Origin of the sequence: Desulfotignum balticum DSM 7044 (genome assembly GCF_000421285.1) — a bacterium.
Lineage (GTDB): Bacteria > Desulfobacterota > Desulfobacteria > Desulfobacterales > Desulfobacteraceae > Desulfotignum > Desulfotignum balticum.
The window spans coordinates 4,322,605-4,343,020 of record NZ_ATWO01000001.1 but is presented as its reverse complement, the minus strand read 5'-3'; the positions used below and the strand labels follow the sequence as shown (position 1 = coordinate 4,343,020).

Annotated in this window: 17 protein-coding genes; 12 read left to right on the top strand and 5 right to left on the bottom strand. The window is 52.3% G+C overall.

Annotated elements, in window-relative coordinates; all coding sequences use genetic code 11:
- Positions 1 to 16: 16 nt before the first annotated feature.
- The 6 genes from K365_RS0121735 to K365_RS0121705 all read left to right on the top strand — a co-directional run bounded on the left by K365_RS0121735 (position 17) and on the right by K365_RS0121705 (position 8,397).
- Positions 17 to 1,453 carry a radical SAM protein gene (locus K365_RS0121735; protein ID WP_024336292.1) on the top strand — a complete coding sequence of 479 codons (1,437 nt, stop codon included), beginning with the start codon at positions 17 to 19 and terminating at the stop codon, positions 1,451 to 1,453.
- Positions 1,454 to 1,718: 265 nt separating this feature from the next.
- Positions 1,719 to 2,768 carry a DUF3089 domain-containing protein gene (locus K365_RS0121730; protein ID WP_024336291.1) on the top strand — a complete coding sequence of 350 codons (1,050 nt, stop codon included), beginning with the start codon at positions 1,719 to 1,721 and terminating at the stop codon, positions 2,766 to 2,768.
- Positions 2,769 to 2,893: 125 nt separating this feature from the next.
- A complete protein-coding gene (locus tag K365_RS0121725) occupies positions 2,894 to 3,109 on the top strand; it encodes a hypothetical protein (RefSeq protein ID WP_024336290.1) in 216 nt (71 codons plus the stop codon).
- Between the two features lie 23 nt (positions 3,110 to 3,132).
- On the top strand, positions 3,133 to 3,960 hold the full coding sequence (locus K365_RS0121720; protein ID WP_024336289.1) for an amino acid kinase family protein: 828 nt from the start codon (positions 3,133 to 3,135) through the stop codon (positions 3,958 to 3,960).
- Between the two features lie 458 nt (positions 3,961 to 4,418).
- A complete protein-coding gene (locus tag K365_RS26085; RefSeq protein ID WP_084489970.1) occupies positions 4,419 to 7,361 on the top strand; it encodes a PAS domain S-box protein in 2,943 nt (980 codons plus the stop codon).
- A gap of 718 nt (positions 7,362 to 8,079) precedes the next feature.
- On the top strand, positions 8,080 to 8,397 hold the full coding sequence (locus tag K365_RS0121705; protein ID WP_156887770.1) for a hypothetical protein: 318 nt from the start codon (positions 8,080 to 8,082) through the stop codon (positions 8,395 to 8,397).
- Positions 8,398 to 8,452: 55 nt separating this feature from the next.
- Here the strand turns inward: K365_RS0121705 and K365_RS0121700 are convergent, their stop codons facing one another.
- Genes K365_RS0121700 through wtpA form a run of 3 tightly spaced genes read right to left on the bottom strand, consistent with a single transcriptional unit; the run spans position 8,453 to position 11,267 of the window.
- Entirely contained in the window at positions 8,453 to 9,496 is a 1,044-nt protein-coding gene (locus tag K365_RS0121700; protein WP_024336286.1) for an ABC transporter ATP-binding protein, read from the bottom strand.
- Between the two features lie 3 nt (positions 9,497 to 9,499).
- Positions 9,500 to 10,279 carry an ABC transporter permease subunit gene (locus K365_RS0121695; RefSeq protein WP_051147950.1) on the bottom strand — a complete coding sequence of 260 codons (780 nt, stop codon included), beginning with the start codon at positions 10,277 to 10,279 and terminating at the stop codon, positions 9,500 to 9,502.
- A 13-nt stretch (positions 10,280 to 10,292) separates the two neighbouring features.
- Positions 10,293 to 11,267 (bottom strand): tungstate ABC transporter substrate-binding protein WtpA, encoded by a 975-nt coding sequence (gene wtpA / locus K365_RS0121690; RefSeq protein ID WP_245569239.1) that lies wholly within the window; start codon positions 11,265 to 11,267, stop codon positions 10,293 to 10,295.
- A 358-nt stretch (positions 11,268 to 11,625) separates the two neighbouring features.
- On the opposite strand from wtpA, the gene K365_RS28110 reads away from it, so the two are divergent.
- The 6 genes from K365_RS28110 to K365_RS0121660 all read left to right on the top strand — a co-directional run bounded on the left by K365_RS28110 (position 11,626) and on the right by K365_RS0121660 (position 17,041).
- Positions 11,626 to 11,808, top strand: coding sequence for a DUF2080 family transposase-associated protein (locus K365_RS28110; protein ID WP_245569238.1), 183 nt, complete (start codon positions 11,626 to 11,628; stop codon positions 11,806 to 11,808).
- A gap of 52 nt (positions 11,809 to 11,860) precedes the next feature.
- Complete coding sequence (locus tag K365_RS0121680) at positions 11,861 to 13,945, top strand: molybdopterin-dependent oxidoreductase (protein ID WP_024336283.1); 2,085 nt, start codon at positions 11,861 to 11,863, stop codon at positions 13,943 to 13,945.
- Between the two features lie 28 nt (positions 13,946 to 13,973).
- Positions 13,974 to 14,315, top strand: coding sequence for a winged helix-turn-helix domain-containing protein (locus tag K365_RS0121675; protein WP_169432978.1), 342 nt, complete (start codon positions 13,974 to 13,976; stop codon positions 14,313 to 14,315).
- 104 nt (positions 14,316 to 14,419) lie between these two features.
- Positions 14,420 to 15,061 carry an FmdE family protein gene (locus tag K365_RS0121670; RefSeq protein WP_024336281.1) on the top strand — a complete coding sequence of 214 codons (642 nt, stop codon included), beginning with the start codon at positions 14,420 to 14,422 and terminating at the stop codon, positions 15,059 to 15,061.
- Positions 15,030 to 16,085: a molybdopterin-binding protein gene (locus tag K365_RS0121665; RefSeq protein ID WP_024336280.1), complete on the top strand. Its 1,056-nt coding sequence runs from the start codon at positions 15,030 to 15,032 to the stop codon at positions 16,083 to 16,085. Before K365_RS0121670 ends, K365_RS0121665 begins: the two co-directional genes overlap by 32 nt.
- 125 nt (positions 16,086 to 16,210) lie before the next feature.
- The gene (locus K365_RS0121660) at positions 16,211 to 17,041 is read left to right on the top strand and encodes a DUF364 domain-containing protein (protein ID WP_024336279.1); all 831 of its coding nucleotides are present in this window, start codon (positions 16,211 to 16,213) and stop codon (positions 17,039 to 17,041) included.
- Here K365_RS0121660 and trsM read toward each other — a convergent pair.
- Both trsM and K365_RS0121650 read right to left on the bottom strand, forming a co-directional pair.
- The gene (trsM, locus tag K365_RS0121655) at positions 17,019 to 17,774 is read right to left on the bottom strand and encodes a DVU_1556 family methyltransferase (protein ID WP_024336278.1); all 756 of its coding nucleotides are present in this window, start codon (positions 17,772 to 17,774) and stop codon (positions 17,019 to 17,021) included. The two genes, K365_RS0121660 and trsM, sit on opposite strands and share 23 nt — an antisense overlap.
- A 64-nt stretch (positions 17,775 to 17,838) precedes the next feature.
- The gene (locus tag K365_RS0121650) at positions 17,839 to 20,403 is read right to left on the bottom strand and encodes a pyridine nucleotide-disulfide oxidoreductase/dicluster-binding protein (protein ID WP_024336277.1); all 2,565 of its coding nucleotides are present in this window, start codon (positions 20,401 to 20,403) and stop codon (positions 17,839 to 17,841) included.
- Between the last annotated feature and the right edge of the window lie 13 nt (positions 20,404 to 20,416).

Genomic DNA, 20,416 nt, shown 5'->3' with positions numbered 1-20,416 from the left:
AAAGGTTGACACACCCATGGCAAAAATGGATATGACCCGCACCATCCAAAGAATCAAAGACGAGTATGCAGATGCCTATGACACCATGACCTGGCTGTCCCCGGAATCGGCGGACGCGGCATCCCGGGTCCGGGAAAATCTGTTAACGCAAATTTTTGAACACCCGGGCAACGGCCCGGAATGGCGGTTTGCCCGAACCAAGCTGTTGACCCACGGCATTTCACCGGGGTGCGATTTCTGCGGCAACGGAGACTGGTCCTGCCTGTTCATCAACGGCATCTGCAATGCCCGGTGTTTTTACTGCCCGTCCACCCAGAATCAAAAAGGGCTGCCCATGACCAGTTCCCTGGAGTTCAAAACCCCCAATGATTATGTGGATTATGTCAGGGCCTTTGGTATCCGGGCAGTGAGTTTCAGCGGCGGGGAACCTTTCATGACCTTTGAGCGGGTGGTGCAGTATCTCAAGGCCCTGCGGGCGAAAATCACGGATCCGCTGTATATATGGATGTACACCAATGGCCTGCTGGTGACCGAAGACAAACTGAAAATCCTGGCAGATAACGGCCTGGATGAAATTCGTTTTGACATCAGTGCAGACCATTACCGCCTGGATGCCCTGAAAAAAGCGAAAGGCATCATTCCCTGTGTCACCGTGGAGATCCCGGCCATCCCGGAAGATCTGGAAAACACCCGGCAGGTGATCCGCCAGTTGTATGATGAAGGGGTGAATTTTCTGAATCTTCACCAGCTCAGATGTACGCCGTTTAATCTGCCAAAGTTGATCCAGCGGGGATATACGTTTGTGCACGGCCCCAAAGTCACGGTCCTGGAGACCGAGCTGACCGCCCTGGAACTGATGCGGTATACTCTGGAAAACAACATCGCTTTGCCCATCAATTATTGTTCCTTTGCCTTCCGCCACCGGTTTCAGCGGGCCGGGGCCCTTACCCGCAACGCCCTGCGGGTCAAGTTGCCGCATCAGGATATCACGGCCACCGGACATATCCGGACCCTGGGGATCACCGGGGAAAAACCGGCCATTCTGGCGGTCCATCACCAGCTTCTGTCACAAGCCAAAGACACTGATCTCTGGCAGCTGGCCAAAACCTACGACCAGCTGTTCTTCGCTGCAAGTCTCTGGCCCTGTATCGATTTTTCCGGTGTCACCCTGACGGTTGCCTACACAGCTACCTCCCTGAAATCATCCGTGTCTTTCAGACATTCTTTCAAAGAAATTCCCTTGAACCGCAAAAAAAAGGTGGTGATTGAAAAATATCCGGCCCACCCGGGTATCCGGATGCAGGAAGACCGGATACAGGAATTTGCCCGCCGGTTTATTCTTCCTCAATCAGGCAGCCCCGCAGACACGACAGGTGATTACCCGGCGGAAGATCTGTTTGCTGAAGTCAAGGGATTAGAGCGGATGACCTCCGGTCTGGCCCCCTATTTCTGAGAGACGGCTTGACAGTCTGCAAGGACCGTCACAAGTCTGTCATAAACAGGTCCGAATGGCCGCCGGTTCTTTTACAAAATTGTAAGTAAATGCTGATCTGGTTTATTTGCTCTATTTTAAAATTCGAAAAAAGTTGGGTATTCAGATATCAATGTGATAAACATTTCTGCACGGCTTTCAATTTAGGATAATATACAGATAATTTTTCATCAAGGGTATGCTGAATCACACATGAGCTTGTTAGAATTGGAAAGGAAAGAAACACATGAATTATCAACACATAAAAATATTGGGAATGTATAAGCAGGCAATGAAAAGACATTTGATATTGCTCTCCTTGATTTTAATGGCATTGATGTGTTGGGGATGCGGAACAATTCCTCAATCCACAATCGATCCTGGAGGGAAAATCTCTCAGGCCCCGGATTACCAGAAGGCCTCTTCCTGGGTAATCCAAACCCCAACACCGGACAATCCGATAGATGTTTTTTATGTGTATCCAACGATTTATGCCGACGACTCACCCGCAAACATGGATATAAATAATGAGGTATTGAGGCGTGCGGCCGAGAATCTTATTGATACCCAGGCCAGCGTGTATTCAGAAAGTGCAAATGTTTTTGCCCCCTACTACCGGCAGATGTCATTTGCCAAGCTGGATCCTGAAAAAGACATGTATAAAAACCAATATTTTCTAATCGGATATTCGGATGTCTCACGTGCTTTTGACTATTTCCTCAAAAATCTGAATCAGGGACGTCCTTTTATTCTTGCCGGTCACAGTCAGGGGTCGATGGTTCTGATTCAACTGATGCGGGAGCAATTTAAAAGACCGGGTTTACAGAACCAGTTGGTGGCTGCGTATTTAATCGGATATTCGATAACGCCAGAGGACTTTGCAGCTTATCCCTGGATGAAGCCCGCAACGCTAGCGACCGATACAGGCGTAATTATTTCATATAATACTCAAGCGCCAGGGGCAACTGGTTCTCCTGTATTACTGCCAGGCGCATTTTGTATTAATCCGCTGAACTGGGCAACGGATGAAACACCGGCAGATAAGCTTTTGAATCTTGGCACCGTCTTTTTCAATACCACCACCGGCCACATTGAACGAGAGATGCCACACTACGCAGGTGCCCGTGTAGATAAAAAAACAGGTGCCCTGGTCACCATCCTGCCTGAAAAGCTGGACATTGGCGCGTTCCCCCCGGGGGTATATCATAAATTTGATTACTCACTCTGGTATTGCAACCTTAAAGCAAATGTAAAAACCCGCTGCAAACACTATTTTGAGAACAATGAAGATAGATAGATTTTCAAACAAGACTCTTGCACCCGCCATATCCGGACAGAGAGGAATGGATTTGTGGTTGAATTCTGATGAAAAATACATAAATTAATGGGTAATTAAAAATTTAAAAAATGGAGGGATGGGGTATGCCGGGAAAAATTTTTTACAGAGAACGAAGAAATGTGCAGGATGGAGAGAAAAAGCCCCGTTTCCGGGTCGTGGCGGTTCTGGACTGCAACTTGAAAGTCTATTCAGACCATTTGCGGCTCAGCGAACTGACCCACCTTGCCGAGGAAACCGGTGCGGAACTGGTTCATCTGAGAAAAGGATCTAAACAAGAGGGCACTTCCGAGCAACAATAACTTTCCATGAAAGGCGGATGATTATGGCACTGGTAAGAGACAAGGACGGCAAACGGCTGCATGTCAAAAGCCGGCTCATGGGCGAGAGCCTGGTCAGCAAAACGTTTCTGGATCAACTGGACGTTGCGCCCCAGCAGCGGCTGTACCCGGATGTGGCGATCCTGAAAATCGGGGGCCAGTCCATCTGTGACCGGGGCGTGAAAGCCCTGCCGGCCATACTCAAGGAAATCGTGGCCAACCGGACCTCCCACAAAATGCTGATCACCACGGGCGGCGGCACCCGGAGCCGGCACATTTACACCATCGGACTGGAAATGGGTATGCCCACGGGGGTGATCGCCCGTTTCGGCAGCATGATCTCGGATCAGAATGCCCTGATGATCGCCACCCTGCTGTCTCCCTGGGGCGGGATCAAAATTTCCCACAGCGATATCGTCAAACTGCCCACCTATTTTGCGGAAGGCATCATTCCGGTCATGCACGGGATGCCGCCCTATGACTATTTTGCCATCAAGCCGGAAAAAGGCCGGATTCCCATCCATCGCACCGATGTGGGCCTGGTGATTTTAGGGGACCTGATCGGGGCCCGGCGGATTCTGTTTGTCAAGGATGAGGACGGGCTGTATACCGAAGACCCGAAAAAGAACCCGGATGCCGAATTCATTCCCGACATCACGGTGGCGGAACTGATGGAAAAAGACCAGGATGACCTAGTCATCGAGCGGCCCTGCCTGGAGATCATCAAAAACAGCGAAGTGATCGAGCAGGTCCAGGTGATCAACGGAATGAAGGAAGGCAACATCACCAAAGCCCTGGCCGGTGAACATGTGGGGACCATTATCCGCAAATAGGACGGCAAACCGGATGGGTGATTACCCGGCGGATGATCTGTTTGCTGAAGTCAAGGGATTTGAGTGGGTGACCTCCAGTCTGGCCCCATATTTCTGAGAGACGGCACGACAGTCTGTAAAGACCATCATAAGTCTATCATAAACAGTTCCGAATAGCTGCCGGTTTTCCATAAAATTGCTGTCGTTGAGCAAATGTAAGAAAATCGCAGAACAAAAATAATAATTGTCAGGGATCTTCTGGATCGCTGAAACATATGTATGGCTGGATAAATTCATGTAATGGGAATGAAATTTATGCCGGCGTGTTTTGCCGACACGATAAATACAGTTGAGGCCAGAAGGAATTCATGATAGGGCAAGAATGGTTGAGTTTTCATGGGATTAAGCTTTGGCAATATTGTTGAGGTTTGTTGAGTCAAGTAATGCAAGTACTTATTGGATTCGAATAAGGAGAGATTGTGACAGTTTCGACTTTCATCGGTTTAATCAATAATGCAGCATTGCTGGTTTCGTTAGTCTTAATCTACGATTTAGTTTTTTTGAGGCAACCAGAAGAAAAGGCTTCACCCAAACAAATTCCCATTGGCCTTATTCTTGGTATCATTGGATTAGCGATAATGGTGAATCCATGGGAGTTTCTTCCTGGCATAATATTTGATACAAGATCTATTCTTTTGAGCGTCTGCGGTTTATTTTTCGGGATGGTACCGACTGTGACAGCTACAATCTTAACCGGAGGATACAGACTGTACCTTGGTGGTGCTGGAGCATGGACTGGATTTGCCGTCATAGTAATATCTGGTGCGGTAGGTTTAGGTTGGCGACACTTTATGATAAAAAATTTGGATTCGATCTCGAATAAAAATTTGTTTTTGATGGGATGCGTGACGCATGTCTTGATGTTACTTTTGATGCTGACTTTGCCACGAGCGGTTGCATTTGGAGTTCTTTCAAAAATAACTTTACCTGTGATGTTGATATTTCCTGTAGGAACGGTTCTTTTGGGCAGGTTATTCATAAATAGCCAAAATCGAATTAAGTCAGAACAATTGCTAAAAGAAAGCGAAGCCCGGTTCAAGGCACTTCATAATGCTTCTTTCGGAGGAATTGCCATTCATGACCAGGGCATTATTTTGGAATGCAATCAGGGCCTTTCAGAGATGACTGGTTACCAATATTCCGAGCTTATCGGGATGAACGGACTTCTGCTGATTGCCGAAAAATCCCGTGAAACAGTAATGAATAATATTCGAAATGGTTATGAAAAACCTTATGAAGCATTTGGATTACGCAAAACCGGAGAAGAGTTCCCCATGCAGCTGGAAGCCCGCAATGTGCCTTATAGGGGGAAACAGGTTCGAACCGTTGAATTCAGGGACATCACCGAGAGGAAACAGGCGGAAAAGGCACTGGAATCAAATTATGCGCTGCTTCGGATCGCCGGTGAAACGGCCAAGTTTGGCGGTTGGAGCGTCGATTTGGAACAGAATATCTGCACTTGGTCGGATGCTGTGGCAGATATTCATGATGTACCCCACGGTTATGCGCCACCTGTGCAGGAAGGCATAAACTTCTACGCTCTGGAATGGCGGGAAAAGATCACACAGCGCTTCAGGGCCTGTGCCAAAGAAGGTATTCACTATGATGAAGAAATGGAGATCATCACCCAAAAAGGAAAACGTGTCTGGGTGAGAACAACCGGCAAGGCAGTGAAAAATGAAAAAGACAAAATCATCAAAGTGCAGGGCTCTTTTCAGGATATCACTGACCGCAAGCAGGTCGAGCAGGCACTTGTTGAACAAAAAGACCTGCTCGCGGCCATTTATCGCAACGCACCCTTGGTAATCATGGTCGTGAATGCCGAACGGCGTATTCAACAGGTCAATGGATTCGCGACACAATTTGCCGGCAGAGCTGCGGAAGAGATGCTCGGTTTGCGCGGCGGTGAAGCATTGCGCTGTTTGCATGTACTGGATGACCCCAGAGGCTGCGGGTTTGGCGAATTTTGTCAGCAGTGTGTCATCCGGAACACGGTGCTCGATACACTGGAAACCGGCAAAACGCATTTGCAAATCGAAGTGCCTTACTATTTCAAGGGGCAAGACAACAAAACGCGGGAGCTCCAATTACTCATGTCGACGACGCCCGTTGAAGTAAAGGGCGAACGCTTGGCTTTGTTAACCTTGCAGGATATCACTGAACGTAAGCAGGCTGAAACGGAGCAGGTAAAGCTTCAGGAACAGCTCAACCAGTCCCAGAAGATGGAGTCCGTGGGACGTCTGGCGGGCGGAGTCGCCCATGATTTCAACAACATGCTGGGGGTGATCCTGGGACATACGGAACTGGCATTATTGCAGGCAGATGAGAATCACGAGCTGCATGATGACCTCAAAGAAATTCATAAAGCTGCAAAACGGTCGGCGGACATCACAAAGCAGTTGCTTGCCTTTGCCAGAAAACAGACCATTTCTCCCGAACAGCTGGATCTAAATGATACTGTTGAAAGCATGCTGAATATGCTCCGCCGACTCATCGGTGAAGACATCGACCTTGTCTGGCAGCCAGCCGCCCATATATGGCCGGTGGAAATGGACCCGTCCCAGATCGACCAAATTCTGGCCAATCTGTGCGTCAACGCCAGGGATGCCATTTCCGGGGTAGGCAAACTCACCATTGAAACCGGAAGAAAAACATTTGACGAAGAATACTGCAAAGAACACGCTGGGTTTATTCCTGGTGATTTTGTACTGCTGGCAGTCAGTGACAACGGCTGCGGCATGGACAAAGAAACCCTGGAGAATCTGTTCGAACCGTTTTACACTACCAAGGATTCAGGCAAAGGCACCGGCTTGGGACTGGCTACCGTGTATGGTATCGTCAAACAGAACAACGGTTTTATCAATGTTTACAGCGAACCGGGGCAAGGTTCCACGTTCAAAATTTATCTGTCCCGGTTAGTTGTCGATGAAGACATCGGCAAGGCAGTTCCTGAGAAAACGGCAGCTGTCGGCGGCACTGAAACCATCCTGCTGGTGGAAGATGAACCTTCTATCCTAAGAATGACCCGGATAATGTTAGAGAGGAAGGGATATTCGGTTTTACCGGCTGCCACACCTGGTGAGGCGATAGACCTGGCAAAAACCCATTCAGATAAAATACATCTTCTCATGACCGATGTAGTCATGCCGGAGATGAACGGAAGGGATCTGGCCGGGAAACTCACCGCTCTTTATCCGGATATTCGGCTTATGTTCATGTCGGGTTATACCGCTAATGTCATTGCCCATCACGGGGTACTGGATGCCGGAGTAGCTTTTATCCAGAAGCCTTTTTCAATGACTGACTTGATGGTTAAGGTTCGAGAGGTGTTGGGTAAAGAGCCAGATGAAACTCATGTATGATTATCCTATTGGAAATTATCCGGCCCTTCTAAAAACTCAAGGATACCGACAGTATTCAAAATTTACCAGCAGGGGAAATTCCCACTCGAATAAGAGTTTAGGTCATATGGCGGGAATCAGGACCGCCTTCCGGAAAAGACACAATCGGTGTGCATATTCCGGAAAAATTTCGAGATTGACTGGAGGTGGCTCAGTCACAGATTCGTGGGTGAATATGTCAGGCATGTCAGATTGTTTATTTCCAGCGTATTCCTTTACCTGTGCGGGATACCGGCATGTATCAATTGAGGAGTGTCAGAAGTGCAAAATTTTGCATTTCTGACACTCCTGTTTTCTTCAACGATCTGCCAAGGCTGGAAACATTTGGTATAAGGGCGTTTCCATCAAAAATAAGACCAGGCCATTTTTTTGATGGGCTGACAAAATGCCCCATGCCTTGGGTGGATGAAAAAATATCAGTGAGGTCATGTGCTATGAACCTTTCCGAAAAACCTTAAACCCCTTGATTGGCAATGGTTTGAGAGTATGTATTCTTAAATCTGTTTTTGAACATATCAGAAATGCAAAATTTTGCATTTCTGATATGTTTTTTTTGAAAGGGTGCTGAAAGTGATGCCAATCAAGGATGTACGTGCTGCCAGATTTTATGACAGTACCGATAATTTCCCAGTTAAGGATCATAAGAAGCGCTTTCTTGAACCGAGCAGTGGAGCAAAATATGCATAAAATCAATCCCAGTTTCAAAGTGGGCAGTTCTATAAGAGTGAAGGAAGGGATAAAAGACCCGGACTCAGATATGGCTTTGAGCGGTTGGCAAGGCAGAATCTTGGAAATTGGGAAAGACGAAAGTGGTCATCCACAACTTCTCGTTGCATGGGATAGCCAAACGCTCAGAAGCATGCCTCAATCCTACTTGGAACAAAGTGAATTAGAAGGAATGGCTTGGCAGCAGTTTTATCTGGAAATTGACGATGTAGAATTTGTACCGATCAGAGATCAGCGAGTATCAGGAAAAGGGAAGACTGCGCCAAAATGATCGACTAAGCATGAGTTTTTTATGGCTGAAAAATCCTTAAATAATTACCTTGCCCTTAAAAGGTATGGACCGATGCGCTGTGAAATTCAAAAGCAGCGGTTTTATCAATCTCAAGACAAAATTCATTAACAAGGTTTCTGGGCCAGACCGCTTCGAACAAAACGCCCTGTACATCCATATGCACGCGTGTGAACACCCCATAAAGGGCGATGTCTGTTACTTTTCCGGTAAAATGGTTTTTACAGACCCGCGGTGTGTCCGGGGGGTGAAATAAAATGTTTTCCGGACGAATCCCTAAGTGATGGTGGTCCGGGGCCGGCGGGGTTTCGGCAATAATGTCCAGGCCGGTGCCGGCAATTTTCAGAACGTCCCCGTGGCGCTCAAATGCGGTGATGTTTTTCATGCCCACAAACCGGGCAGTGAACCTGGAATCCGGTTTTTCAAACAGGGTCTGGATGCGTCCCTGCTGCATGATCTTTCCGTCTTTGATGATGGCGCCCCGGTTGGCCAGATACAGCACCTCCTCAAAATTGTGGGACACCATGATGATGGTCATTTTCAGGTCTTTGTGCACCTTTTTCAACAGAGACCTGGCTTCGTCATGAAACACCGGGTCCAGGGCCGACAGGGGTTCATCCAGCAGCAGCACCTTTGGGTTCAGGATCAGGGACCGGGCCAGGGCCACGCGCTGTTTTTCCCCGCCGCTCAGGTTATAGGGATACCGGTGTATGATTTTTTCAAGTCCCAAAGCGGCAATCAGATAATCAAACCGGTGCCGGGCCTCTTGTTTTGAAATATGGTGATACCGGGTGCCGTACAGGATGTTTTGGGTGACATCCAGATGCGGAAACAGGGCTAAATCCTGGTAGACCAGGGCCAGTTGCCGGTTTTCCACGGGCACCCGGGTGATGTCCGAGTCTTCGAATATCAGGGAGCCGGAAGTGAACGGCATGATCCCCATGATTCCTTCCAGAAGCAGAGATTTGCCCGACCCGGTCGGACCGATGAGCGCAAAAAAATCATGGGCGTGCACTTTGAGGCAGATATCGGTAAGGGAAAATTCCGGCAGGGTCAGGCCGATGTGTTTGAGCGAGATCATGGGCTATCGGGTGTCCGTGTGAATGGATCTTGTCATCATCCGCAAAAACACGAACAAAACAAAGGAAATCAGGATCAGCCAGACCGCGATGGGCTGGGAATATTTCAGGCCGAAGGCTGTGAACCGCTCATAGATCATCACCGGCGCCGTCATGGGGTGATAGGCCACAATCACCACTGCCCCGAATTCGGAAATGGCCCGGGCCGTGCACATGATGATGCCTAAAATCATGTGCCGCCAGGTCAAGGGAAAAGTGATGCGGGCAAACGTTGTCAGGGCGCCGGCGCCCAGGGTGCGGGAGGCGTTTTCCAGGCGTACCGGCACGCTGTCAAACCCGGATTTCACCGTGTTGATGTAAAACGGCAGCCCCACGAACAGCAGCACACAGACAATACCGGTCTTGGTGCCCATGATCTGAATGCCCGCCTCGGACAGAAACCGGCCGATGGGGTGGTTCCTGCCGGCCAGGCTGAGGATGGCGATGCCGATGACCGGATGGGGGATCATGATGGGTAGATCGATGATCCCTTCCAGCAGTTTTTTGCCTTTCAGATCCTTTCTGGCCAGCAGATATGCCAGCGGGGTGCCCATGACAAAGGCCAGCCCGGCCGCAGCCAGGGACAAAAAGATGGAGCGGGCAATGGCTGCCGCCACATCCCTGTCCAGGATGGTTTCTTTGAGCATGGACAGGGACGGCTGGGTGGTCATGTTGATCAAAGGCAGGGTCAGCAGGAGAATCAGGGGCAGTCCCAGACCCAGAAACAGCCATCCCATCCGGTCCATCTGTTTCACGGAATCAGTCCTTTACCTCCACCAGGCCGGCGATTTCGGCCGGCATCTTTTGTGCCATGGCGGCATCCGGAACGATTGGCGGCACCATGGGGGGCTGTCCCATCTGTTCCAGGGTTTTCAGGCCAAGATCTTCAGATAGCAGAAACTGCAGGAATGCAACGGCCGCTTCCGGGTTGGGCGCATTTTTGATCATGGTGATGCCGTAGGTGCAGGACTGGCCGCTTTTGGTGATCCAGGTGCCGGGTTTCTTGCCGGTCACTTCCACCTGTGCCTGTTTGTAGAACGCATCGTACTTGTAGTTGCTCAAATTGATGTGATCATCCAGAACAATGTATTTGAGTTCGTGCTGCCGGGCCACGGAAATGTATTCCCAGGCATAATCCATGTTGCCGGTTTTCAGCAGGTTCACCAGTTCCACGGATTTGGGCCGGACATTTTTCTGGGGCCGGTTGGCCAGAATTTTGTCATACAATCCCTGGATGCCGTAAAATTTTTCAGCCAGCTGCAGCACCATCAGGCTCCGGTACCCGCAGGGATCCAGGTTGGGATCGGAATGCCCCCAGACCACGCCCTCTTTCTGCAGAATCTCATACCAGTTGTCTGCAGTGATCTGGTCCGCATACCGGCTCTGATCCGTGTAGCACAGCACCAGCTGATTGGTGGCAAACCGCACATTCCAGTCTGCAAATTCGGGGATCAGGTTGTTGTCGATCACTTTGTAGTCGGCAGATGCCATGATGTCCGCGGGTTTGCCGACTTCGGAAATCAACCGGGCCATCTTGGTGCTGCCCCCGGCTTCCCTGAGCACATCCACATCCGGGTATTTTGCTTCGAATTTTTTTTCAATGGCATCAAACGGCACGGTCAGGCTGCCGGCATGAAAAACGATCAGTTTTCCGGACGGCCCGGCCGCAACGGTCAGGGGCAGGACCATGCCCACCATCATGAGTACAAACAACATTACAGTCAAGCTCATCATTTTTTTTCCTTTACATCGCATAATGGGTCTCCTTTGGTTGTTATCGGTTGCTATATATCCATAAAATCCATCTCTATCAAGTGCCTGCAATTGATATACCATAAAATACCACAAATCGACCTGGTTTGTGTGGTTGTAAGCAACAGTCTGAATTTTCGATATTTTTTGGTCTGGTGGCTGTTACCGCGGTTTTGGAATTTTTTTGAAAACCGCACAATTGCAACCAGGTGTGTCATTGCGATCGCCCAAATGCACCTGGGTAAAAAATGATGTCACTCGTTATGTTAATATTGACATAACGAGTGACATCTGATAAACGAGGCACTGTTATTTTCAATTCAAGAAGAGGAAGATAATTATGGAAGTGGTAATGAATGAAAAAAAGACCATGGCATATGATGAAAAATCCAACCGATCCCCGGTCAAGTTTGAGGTCTATGGGGATGTGCTGATTGAAAAAATTGTCCGCCAGAACGGCAAAGGCGGACGGATCTATCTGCCCCCGGACTGGGTGGGTAAAACCATCAAAATCATAAAATAGTCATTTCCGATCATTTTTGAGAAAATATTTTGCAACACAGGAGGAAGTGTGCATGGCTGACAAGTGGGTGTACAGTATCTGCGGCATGTGTACTGTTCGCTGCCCCATCCAGGTGAACATTCAGAACGGAAAGGTTGTCTTTATCCAGGGCAATCCCCATGTGCCTGCCATGAAAGGGGCGGTGTGTCCCAGGGGTGCGGCGGGAACAGGGCTGATTTATGACAGTGAGCGGCCCCAGACCCCGTTGATCCGCAAAGGCAAACGGGGCGAAGGAAAGTGGCAAAAAGCCACCTGGGAGGAGGCCCTGGATCATGTGGCGGATAAACTCAATGAAGTAAAGGACCGGTATGGGGCCAAAGCCATTGCATTGTCGGACCGGGGCGGCCCGTTCCGGGATTTTCACCGGGCGTTTCTCAGAGGTCTCGGGACTCCCAATTACAACAACCATGATTCCTCATGTGCCAGAAATGTCCAGCATTCCGCCCTGTCGCTGACCGGCAAGGGGCGCAAAGCTGTGGTCTATGATTACAAACACAGTCGGCACGTGGTGCTTCAGTTCCGCAACATTTTTGAATCCATCGATGTTCAGGAGGTCAACAACCTCATGGATGCCATGGAAAAAGGCTGCAAACTGACGGTCATCGATGTCCGGGCCAATATTTCAGCCGGCAAGGCCCACCATTTTTTCATGGTCCGGCCGGGCACGGATTACGCCTTCAACCTGGCGGTCATCAATGAAATCATTGCCAAACGGTTTTATGACGACAAGTTCAAAAAGCGCTATATTGAGGGATTTGATGAGTTGACCGGGTTTGTGGCCCCTTATACTCCGGAATGGGCTGAGCAGGAAACCGGCGTGCCGGCCAGTCACCTGCGACGGTTTGTCAAAGATCTGGCCCAGGCAGCCCCGGCCGTGATCTGGCATCCCGGGTGGATGGCGGCCCGGTATAAACATTCTTTTTATGTGTGCCGCTCCATTTATATCATCAACGCCCTGTTAGGGGCGTATGGGGCAAAAGGCGGGCTTCCTTTTGTGAGCAAGCCCGGAGATGTGGGGCGCAGCGGGTTGAAAAAATTTATGGACCTGTATCTCAAACCGAATGAAAAAAGAGCGGACGGCGTGGGATGGAAATATCCCCATTTCGAGGACGGGCCCGGCCTGGCGCACCTGATGTTCGAGGCCATGGAAACCCAAGATCCCTATCCGGTGAAAGCCTATATCGCTTACCGCCATGACCCGCTTATGGGATATCCGGACCCGGACCGGCTCAAGAAGAAATGGGATAACCTGGATCTGCTGGTGTCGGTGACTTTCAGCTGGTCGGACACGGCATGGTATTCCGATGTGGTGCTGCCGCTGTCTCCTTATCTGGAAAGAGACAGCATCATTGCCGCCAAAAACAGTCTGGCCCCTTATTTTTTCGTGCGGAAAAAAGCGGTGGAACCCATGTATGACACCCGGGCCGACTGGGAAATCATTTCCGGCCTGGCCCGGCGCATGAATCTGCCGGAACTGGTGTTTGACCGCATTGAAGATATCTGGAATTTCCAGCTGGAGGGGACCGGGGTCACAATTGAAGATTTTGATGCCACCGGCATGGTGCCGCTGGTGGATAAACCCGTGTACCCGGAATTTGAAAACTATCGTTTCAAAACCCCCAGCAAAAAGGTGGAGATCATTTCCAGAAAACTGACAGACAGCGGGCTGGATTCTCTGGCACCTTATGAACCACCGGTGTCCACCGAACCCGGGCAGTTCCGCCTGACATTCGGCCGATGTGCCCTGCACACCCAGGGACATACCGTGAACAATCTGCTGCTGTCGGAACAGATGCCTGAAAATCAGTTGTGGATCAATACAAAAGAAGCGGAAAAACTTGATATTGAAGATGGGGACAGGGTCACTGTTTCCCAAAATGGGTATTCCGAATTCATCCAGGCTAGGGTGACCGATGCCATTCATCCGGATGCCGTGTTTGTGGTGCATGGATTCGGTCATCGCCTGCCCGTGGAGACCCGGGCCTTTAACAAGGGGTTGGCGGACAACCGGTTCATGGCCGGGGGCCTGGATATCTGGGACCGGGCCGGCGGGGCCATTGCCTTTCAGGAGCACTTTGTCACTGTGTCCAAATCCTGACGGGAGTCGTTTGATGGAAGGGATTCAAATGAAACTGCGAACCAGCCAGCTGCTGCTCAACGATGACGGAAAGATCATCATGGGATCCGGCCGGATGGCGATCTTTGAATCCCTTCAGCACACCGGGTCCATCAACCAGACAGCCCGGGAGTTGAACATGGCCTATAAAACCGTGTGGAGCAAAATCAAATCCACGGAAAAAAACTGGGGCCGGCCCGTGGTGATCACAGACAGAAAAACGGGCACCCGGCTGACAAGGGAAGGTGAGGATCTGCTGGAAAAATACCGGAAACTGAAAAAGGACTGTATTCATGCAGATGACGGCATTTTCCAGTCCATTTTTCAGATTCGGAATAATGAAACCGCATAAAAATATTTTTTTGGCTATTGTTATGGTGAGGTTACCATAAGTAGTGATGTTATTATAAGATAGTTAAATAGTGTATAATTCAGTGTTGAAACAGGAAGGCGGTTATGGAAACATTTGAAGTGCTGCTTCAGGAATCAGCCAAAGCCCACGGGCATCTGTGCCCCGGGCAGGTGGTGGGTGTCCGCATGGCCATGGAAGGCTGCCGGCGCATCGGGCTCGACAATCCCCGGGAAAGGTCCCAGATCAAAAAACTGATCGTATACGTGGAAATGGACCGGTGTGCAGCAGATGCCATTTCCACTGTGACGGGGGCCAGGCTGGGCCGGCGGTCCTTGAAATTTGTGGACAACGGCATCATGGCGGCCACGTTTGTGAACCTGGAAACCGGAAAAGCGGTCCGAATTGTATCGAAGGAAAGTGCCAGAAGCCTTGCCGCATCCAAAGCCCCCCAAATCCGGGACCGGCACCGGCAGCAGCTGGAGGCTTATAAAACCATGGCGTGTGAAGACCTGTTCGACATTCTGGCGGTCAAAGTGGATGTGGACGACTGTGACATGCCCGGCCCTACAAAATTCAAGGCGGTCTGCCAGAAATGCGGCCAGGTGGTGCGGGACAAGCGCGAAGTGATGAAAAACAACCGGATCCTGTGCCGGCCCTGTGCGTTGGGAACCTATTTCACACCTGTACAAGATAAAGAATCGGATAAAAAAGAATATGAAAAACAATCCCAAAGCATGGCCGTTTAAAACCATCCCCGTGGACCAGGCTGTGGGAACGCCCGTGGCCCATGACATGACGCAGGTCATTCCCGGAAAATTTAAAGGCCCGGCCTTTAAAAAGGGCCATGAAATCACCTCAGGGGACTTGTGTCGCCTGATGCAGATGGGGAAAAACAACCTGTATGTCCTGGACCTGAAAACCGGTCAGGTCCATGAAGATGATGCGGTCATGGAACTGGCCTCTGCTTTGGCCGGCCCGGGGGTCACATTTTCAGGAATTCCTTCGGAAGGCAAACTGGAGTTGCGGGCCGCTTATCCCGGACTCTTCAAAGTGAATGTTTTTGCCCTGGAAGAATTCAACATGCTGCCGGATGTGATGTGTGCATCCATCCACACCCACGCGGCTGTCACAAAACACCAGAGCCTGGCCGCGACCCGGGCCATCCCTCTGGTGATCCTTCGGGCTGATCTGGACCAGGCGGTTGCTTTGGCCAGAGAACATTTTCCCATTTTCAGTGTGACCCTGTTTCTGCCGTTGAAAATCCGGTTGATCATTACCGGCAATGAGGTTTATAAAGGGTTGATCCAGGACCGGTTTCAAGCCATTGTTAGAGAAAAGGTCACCCGGCTGGGCGGGACCCTCGAGGAAAGCGTGATCCTGCCGGACAACCGGGACAGGATCTCCCGGCAGATCCAGAAATTCCTGGAAAAGGACACGGATTTGATCATCACCACCGGCGGCATGTCCGTGGATCCGGATGATGTCACCAAAGAAGCCATCGAGGATTCGGGGTTTGAGCAGATTCATTATTCGTCCGCGGTGCTGCCGGGGGCCATGTTTCTGCTGGGATATCAGGGCCGGACCACCATTATGGGACTGCCGGCCTGTGGCCTGTACCACCGGACCACCATTTTCGACCTGATTTTGCCCCGGGTGATGGCCGGTGAAACACCCGGTGCCAGGGACCTGGCACGGCTGGGCCATGGCGGGCTCTGTCTGAACTGCAACACCTGCCGGTTCCCGGCCTGTTCGTTTGGAAAACCGGGCTGACCCGTACCCCGGATTCCTCACCGGTTGAACGAGGGGTGAACATAAGGAACGAACCAGCCGGGACAATACCCGGCACTTGATCGACCAGCGGCTCAAATGAGTTATCAAGAAGGAAACAGATCGATATGACGACAACCTTGCAGGAAGAGATCATTGAGGAAGTGACCAGCCGGTCAACCCATCTGGATGCCATTCCCGAAGTCCGGATGGTGGCAATATCTCTGGGATATACCTTTGTGGAACTGGACAACGGCATCATGGGGGTGTGCTTCACCCCCCGGTCCGACAGCGGGTCCTGTGCCCATTATTCAGGGGCCGGGGCCTTGTCGGAAAAACCGGTTCTGGAATTGTGCCAGCTGATGGGTTCGGCCCATCCCCTGGAACGAAGCGTGGGCGTGGCGGCGGTCAATGCCCTGTCCCATACCATCATGGCGCAGGATCCGGGCCAGTACCGGTTTTCAGAAACGGATTTTTTGGATCTGCTGCCGTTTGACCCCGATGAATCCAACAAAGTGGGAATGGTGGGCCATATCGGCCCGTTCATGCCGTTTCTGAAGAAACGGGCCGATTCTCTGGTGGTGGTGGATGACAACCCGGATCTCAAGATCGGGGCCATGGCTGCAGGCCCTGTCATCACCCGGGATGTCGGAGCCCTGAAAAATGCCGATATCGTTATCATCACCGGGTCTTCCGCTGCCGTGGGCGGGTTTGATGCGGCCCTGGATGCGGCAACATCCGCACGGTTTGTCGGCGTGGTGGGGCCGTCCGCCGGATGGCTGCCCCAGCCGGCGTTCCGGCGGGGGGTCCATGCCGTGGCCGCCACGAAAATCACGGACCTGTCCGGGGCCCGCCGCACCATTCTGGAAGGCGGCGGCACCCCGCAGTTCATTGAGTACGGCCGCAAGTACACCCTGGTCAACGAATCCGGCGGCATTACTCGTATTTGGAGGCGATGAACAGGCCGTATCCGGGTTTCAGGATGCCGGTTCTGCATGCCTGGGCCACCTGGCTGTCATCGCCTGATCCGGACAGGTTTTTCCAGAAGTTGTCCAGGCTGCCGTGTTCAAACACGATCTGCCCGGCCAGCTGTTTGAGAAACCGGGTATGCCCCTCCATCAGCGTGATGGTGAATCCGGCCGTTTCCACGGCGGTGATCAGGTCCACGATGCTCAAGGCCCCGTCCAGGCAGGACAGGGGCGGGTCGGTCGAAAGACCCTGGTACCGGTATTTTTCCGGGATGAACAGGTCGGTCAGCACCAGCTGTCCGTTGGGTTTGAGCATCCGGAAAAATTCCGCCAGGCAGGCCTGCTTGTCCGGAATCAGGGACAGCACACACTCGCAGAAAATGCCGTCAAACCGGTCGGATTTGAACGGAAACGCCGGGATCCGCGACTGTACAAAGTCAAAAGTCTTTGTGCCCTTATCGATGTGCCCGTTTGCCAGGACATTTTTTGCCCGCCCATCGTTTGCCCGGTCAATGGTCTTGTTCACATCCAGGTCCGTTCCCACCACCTGAAGGCCGTATACGTCAGACAGATATCTTGCGGTGGTGCCATAGCCGGCACCGGCGTCCAGAACCAGGTCCCCCGGATCGAACCCGCAGAAATCCACGGCGCGCTGGGTGAGGATCAGCCCGCCCGGACGCAGGGTATGGCCGGTCACCCGGGTCAATGCCGGCTGCCTGAACATGAACGGCACCTGACCGGTACTGTATGCCCCGCATGGTTTCGATTCTTGATTCGGGCTGTCAGGGCTATTTGTCTTCAAGAATTTTTTCAACTTCCGCCATCCTTCCCCGGGCGATGTCCGGTGAGATATAGATTTTGCCGCAGTGTCTGCACTGGGGCAGGACCACATCGAACCGGCTTCCCAGGTATTCTACATGGTTTTTGAAAAATCCCAGCTCCCCGTTGTCACAGGACCGGCACACAATGGTTTCGTTGTGGGGTTCTGTAGGGGTTCCCGGAACGAACAGGGTGTTGGGGATCACCTGCATCCGGTGACTCCAGGCATTGACGATCTCAATCCCGGTTTCATGTTTTTGAAACGCCACCCAGAAACAGACCCGGCCCGGCCGGAAAAAAGCGATGTGGGTTCCGTTGTCCGGGTTGTAAAAAGGGGGCGTGCCCGTGCCGATATGGGCCAGTACCTGCGCTATGTCAGATTCCAGGATAAAATGATCTTCCAGAACCTGCCGCACCCCGGGGTTGTAACGGACCGGCACGGCCGGGCCTTTCAGCAGGGCCGGGTCCGGGGATTCCTGCCAGAGTTCAGCCAGCATGCGGTGTTTGACCTGTGCCAGGTTGTCATGCCGGCCGGAGAAACCCGGATCCTTCCGTTGTTCCGGATGATCGGTCTGGGGCCAGAACAGGTCCAGGAGGTGGGCGGTTTTTTTGCCTGCCTTTGCCAGCCGGTCCCGGCACATGGCGCAGTAGGCCAGAAAATTCAGGTCGCTCTGATCGGCCCGTTCCTGGTTGATTTTTTGGGTGAGCTTCGGATTGGCATTGAAAACCAGGCCCCCGAATCCGCAGCATTCGGTCAGGGCACCGGCAGCGGGCAGTTCCTGGATGATCACACCGGCGGACCGGGCCAGGGTCCGGACCGCCTCCTGAACCGCGCGGTCTTCCCTTGCCGTGCAGGGATCGATGATGTTCACCGGTTCGGGGGCGGTGTTGCGGAGGACCGCCGGCAGGCAGTCTGTCAGGTCCAGCAGTGTTTTGTACAGAGAAACAATATCAGCGTCAGGCAGGTGCCGGGAGAGCATCCAGGTGCAGGAACTGCATGCGGTGATGATCGTTGGCCTGCCCGCGTCTTCCCAGAAGGATATGAACCGCGCCAGGGTGTCCGTTTCCAGGGCCGGCCGTCCGGCCCACCGGGCCGGGGCTCCACAGCAGCCTGTGGCAAACCCGATACTGCCGGACAGGTTTGCCAGTAAAAAATCATACACCCGGGTTACCTGGTCCGGGGCGGATCCTAACAGCTGGCACCCGGGAAAAAAGATCTGATCTGACCGGCCGCTTCCCGGGGCATGGCGGGCAAAAAAACAGGCGTCCCCTGCGGCATGGGCCATTTCCTGAAGCGCGAAATCATGGGCTGACACCGGCATCCGGTCCGACTGGACCATTTCCTGCCGTGCTTCCAGGCACAGATCTGCCATGGAAAAATCATCGGGGCACACGGTTTCGCATAACCGGCACAGGCTGCATGAATTGATCAGCAGGTTGGCCTTTTTTTCCCCCTTGACAATGGCGGCATTGTTGTAGATCTCCCGGGCGTATCGACGGGGATATCCCTTGAACTCGGTCAGGTAGGTGCACACACGCAGACACCGGGAACAATCGCACTGGATGCAGCGGTCCGCCTCCCGGGCCGCCAGGTCCCGGTCGCAGGTCACGGCACCGGTGCCGGGATCTTCGATAAGATCCAGCCGGGGGCAGGGTGTCACCCCGCTGATATCGGTGGACAGCCTTGTGGAGATCGCGCCTTCCCGTTCCCGGCCGGCCGTGGGGGAGACCTTTGACAGCAACCGGTCCATGGAGGTGGCGGCTTTCCGGCCCTGGGCCGCAAACGCCACCGGATGAGACCGGGTGTCCAAAGGGGGGGCGGTTTCTAAAAACCCGCCGGTAAAGATCCGGGGATGTGAGGTGCCGCCGAAAAATCCATCCACCAGAGGCCGGCCGGTATCATCCCGGTCAAAACCGGTAAAGGGCTCCCCCGGGCAATCTTCCCCGATATACACGGCATCGAAAGACAGGTCTGTCCGGGAGGGAAATGCAGCATCCGGCGAATCCGCAGTCCTGAATTCAACCCCAAACGATTTCAGTGCCTGGATTTCTTTTGCCAGGATCTCCGAGGGAAGGACAGCACTGGAAATTCCCCGCAGGTGTCCGCCCAACGCATCGGTCCTGTCGAACACCGTTACGGCATAGCCTTTGAGGCTTAAGTCCCAGGCAGCGGTCAGGCTGCTCAAGCCGCTGCCCCATATGCCCGCGGTCCGGCCCTTGGCTGGCGGTAGGAACCGTTTTTTACGCCGGGTCCGGCCGGCGGCACAGATCCGTTCCAGGTGGCCGATGGCCACGGGTGCATCCAGGTGGTTGCGGATGCAATGGGCTTCACAGGGATGATCGCAGATCCGGGCAAGAATGTCCGGCACCGGCAGGGCGTTTTCAATCACCTTGAACGCCCGGTCCATGTCTTTGTTCCGCATGTGTCCCAGAAATGCCTTGACATCCAGGTGAAACGGGCAGGCTGCGGAACAGAACGCCGGTTCCTCCTGGATGCATTTTTCTTCAAATTTGGTGAGACGGGCTTTTTCCATAGGGGACCACGCA